This is a genomic window from Methylobacterium sp. J-088, from assembly GCF_022829295.1.
In the GTDB taxonomy this organism is placed as follows: Bacteria; Pseudomonadota; Alphaproteobacteria; order Rhizobiales; family Beijerinckiaceae; genus Methylobacterium.
This window is the reverse complement of record NZ_JAKSYH010000223.1, coordinates 1-2,094: the sequence shown is the minus strand read 5'-3', so window position 1 is coordinate 2,094 and position 2,094 is coordinate 1. Positions and strand designations below refer to the sequence as shown.

At 65.4% G+C, this 2,094-nt stretch carries 5 protein-coding genes; 3 read left to right on the top strand and 2 right to left on the bottom strand.

Features of this window, described 5'->3' with window-relative positions; genetic code table 11:
* Both MKK63_RS24395 and MKK63_RS24390 read left to right on the top strand, forming a co-directional pair.
* A partial coding sequence (locus MKK63_RS24395; protein WP_409564554.1) for a hypothetical protein occupies positions 1-273 on the top strand: 273 nt, incomplete at its 5' end.
* Positions 274-293: 20 nt separating this feature from the next.
* Positions 294-767 (top strand): hypothetical protein, encoded by a 474-nt coding sequence (locus tag MKK63_RS24390; RefSeq protein WP_244006315.1) that lies wholly within the window; start codon positions 294-296, stop codon positions 765-767.
* Positions 768-790: 23 nt separating this feature from the next.
* On the opposite strand, the gene MKK63_RS24385 is transcribed toward MKK63_RS24390, so the two are convergent.
* Both MKK63_RS24385 and MKK63_RS24380 read right to left on the bottom strand, forming a co-directional pair.
* Entirely contained in the window at positions 791-1,093 is a 303-nt protein-coding gene (locus MKK63_RS24385) for a hypothetical protein (protein ID WP_244006313.1), read from the bottom strand.
* 10 nt (positions 1,094-1,103) lie between these two features.
* Complete coding sequence (locus MKK63_RS24380) at positions 1,104-1,364, bottom strand: hypothetical protein (protein ID WP_244006311.1); 261 nt, start codon at positions 1,362-1,364, stop codon at positions 1,104-1,106.
* A gap of 26 nt (positions 1,365-1,390) precedes the next feature.
* On the opposite strand from MKK63_RS24380, the gene MKK63_RS24375 reads away from it, so the two are divergent.
* Positions 1,391-1,699, top strand: a complete 309-nt coding sequence (locus MKK63_RS24375; protein WP_244006310.1) for a hypothetical protein — start codon at positions 1,391-1,393, stop codon at positions 1,697-1,699.
* Positions 1,700-2,094: the final 395 nt, after the last annotated feature.

Sequence of the window (2,094 nt, the reverse complement as noted above, 5' to 3'; positions counted from 1 at the left end):
CGAGCGGCATCCATGATCCATCGAACAGAAATGCCCGGCAATTTCTGGTCCGAGCTTGAGCGCAACGTGTCATCTAAGGTGGGCGACGCCCTTAACACAGATGAAGTTCCGCATGAGCTGCTGATCTCATATCTGCGCGATCTGGAGGTCATGGCACGGACAGCATGTTATAGCCGACAGACCGTTCAGATCATCGCCTCGGGCCGAAGAGTTCTCGGAGATCGAACCCAAGTTGGACCACAGGACGGGCCGTTCGCATACGCCGTCGCGTGAGCGGATTGGATCTGGGGACGGTGAACTATGTCATGACCGAACAGGCGTTCGCGATCCTGCTGGCCTCGGCCTTCACCTTCGGGTGCGCGGCGATCCACGAGGGGCGCGAACACGCGCGGCATCTGACGCCAATCCTCGCGAGCATCACGACCGGCTTGGCTTTCCTGGCGGGTATGATTGCGCTCGCCGAGAGCGGGCCAGTCAGCCTCCCGGCCGGCGACATGAAGTCCGGTCTGCGCGCGGAGCGCACCCAACGGCAACAGCCACGACTGGGGACAATGATGACCGAAGTCCGAATTGGAAGTGCGGAGCTGCCCAATAAAGCTCGTGAGGGTGGTGACAGCGAGGGCCGGGCTTGGCTGGGAGAGAACAGATTTCCGCAAAAGCTGCCTACCCTCGAAGAGCAGAACGCAGCAAACCGCACCAAGACGACCGTGAAGCACAGCCTCAAGCGCGGGTTGCAGGAGGCAGAGCGCACGATGGACGAGAAGTAGGTCGTAGGCAGGCTGGCTCGGGGTCATGCGCTTGCCTCTAATTCGGCCTCAACCGCCGCCATCTCCTCGTCGGTTGCAGCAACAGCGCTGCACCAGGCCATGTGAACCGGGATCGGCATCGCGAATTTCGGGATTTTGTACGCGCCGAGCGCGTCGCGGCGGGTCTCGGTGCCGACGTCTACGATCAGACCAGCATCAAGCAGGGCCTTGATGGTCTTCGGAGAGCAGCGCGGGGGCTCCCCGCAGCCGATGGCGTCGAGAGCCTTGCGCTCGGCAGAAGTCCGGCCTGGATGGGGCATGCGGTCTGGATCGGGCTTGCGGGGCATGGACGGCTCCTTAGGCTGCGGGACGGTTCAAGGCGAGGTACGAGGCCCAGACCCGGCGCTTGTCGAGCGGGTCGAGGTCGGACAGAGCCGCGAGGGTGGACGGCAGCAGACCGGCATCCTGCTCAGCGCGCAGCAGCAGATCGGCGAGGGCCTGACCGCGCGGACCAGTAGACAGGTGAACGACGGCGCGGAGGCACCTCAACCGCGCCTTGCGCTCGGCCGGGTCAATGTCGCCGCGAAACGGGCCCCAAGCGTCGGCGGCGGGGATCATGGCCGCGCCTCAACGGATACCGGCGGATGTTGGCGGTGCATTTCAGCCTGCCGGCCGGACCGCAGGTCGGCGAGCAGCGGGCCGTAGACCGAGCCGGGTCGTGCTGGATCGGCGTCAGGGTCGAACCGGATGATTTCAGGCAGGACGGGCGCAGTCGGCATCGGCCGGGCCGGCAGGTCAACAACGCAGCGGTAGCGAGCAGCCAAGGCGGGATCGTAGTCGGCGGCGCGAGGCAGGCGCGCGGCAGCGGGAGGCTCGGCGGCTGGCTGAGCATTCTCAAGGATGAGGCCGGCCAAAGGCCCGAGACGGCTTTCAAGCCAAGCCCGCAGATCTAGTGGTTGAGCTCTGACGGTTGAGTCCGTGTGGGGTTTCGGTTTGAGGCCCATCCTGCGAGTCTGGCCGGATGCGCAGTGGCATCTCTTTCACGCTCTCCACCTCGGATCGCCTTCGGCTCGAAGCACTCGTGGCGGCTCGAAACACGTCGCATCAGCACGTCTGGCGCGCCCGTATAGTGCTGCAGAGCGCCGTTGGGCGGGGCACGCATGCTGTCATTCGTGTGGCGGTCGTGTTCTAGACAGAGTTGTGGCGCTGGCCGGACCGCAGGTCGGCGAGCAGCGGGCCGTAGACCGAGCCGGGTCGTGCTGGATCGGCGTCAGGGTCGAACCGGATGATTTCAGGCAGGACGGGCGCAGTCGGCATCGGCCGGGCCGGCAGGTCAACAACGCAGCGG